This window comes from Verminephrobacter aporrectodeae subsp. tuberculatae At4 (assembly GCF_000193225.1).
Lineage (GTDB): Bacteria > Pseudomonadota > Gammaproteobacteria > Burkholderiales > Burkholderiaceae_C > Acidovorax > Acidovorax aporrectodeae.
Genome location: NZ_AFAL01000776.1, coordinates 1 through 713 on the forward strand (window position 1 = coordinate 1; position 713 = coordinate 713).

A 713-nucleotide genomic window follows, 5' to 3' on the forward strand; every position below is an offset into this window, starting at 1 on the left:
AGTCAGCTGCGGCGCGGCTTGCGCGCCTTGGCTCTGACGGCCTTCTGCGCGACCACCTTCTCGGCGCCCGCCTTGAGCAAGGCGGCGGGCGCACGCGCGGCGCGCTCGCGCGTGCGCCCCGCGAGCCCGGTGGCCGCTGGCGCCGCGTCCACCTTGTCCGCTTTGCCCGACCTGCGCCCGCCCGCCTTGCGGGCGTTCGCGCCAGCGCCTGCGGAGCCCTTGTCCTTGGACGCACGCTCGGGCAGTTCCTCGCCCTCGCGCACCAGGCGAAAGTCGATCTTGCGGCCGTCCAGGTCCACCCGGCTCACCTGCACGCGCACCCGCGTGCCAATCGCGTAGCGGATTCCCGTGCGCTCGCCGCGCAGTTCCTGGCGCGCCTCGTCAAACTTGAAATACTCGCCGCCCAGTTCGGTGATGTGCACCAGCCCTTCCACGTACATCGCGTCCAGCGTCACGAAGATGCCGAAGCCCGTGGCCGTGCTCACCACACCGCTGAATTCCTCGCCCAGATGCGCGCGCATGTACCGGCACTTGAGCCAGGCCTCGACGTCGCGGCTGGCCTCGTCGGCCCGGCGTTCGTGGGCGCTGCAATGCAGGCCCGCCGCCTCCCAGGCCTGGGTTTCGCGGCTCGGCGGCGGCGCATCCCGGAGCGGGCGGCGCCGCTCCTGCACGGCGTTGCCGGCGTGCGCATGGCAGTCGATCAGGCCAGGCAA

Annotated in this window: 1 protein-coding gene; it reads right to left on the minus strand. The window is 72.4% G+C overall.

All coding sequences use genetic code 11. The annotated features are described in order from the left end of the window. Positions 1-2: 2 nt before the first annotated feature. Positions 3-713: S1 RNA-binding domain-containing protein (locus VTU_RS0121420; RefSeq protein WP_236610827.1), on the minus strand; the 711-nt coding region annotated here is incomplete at its 5' end.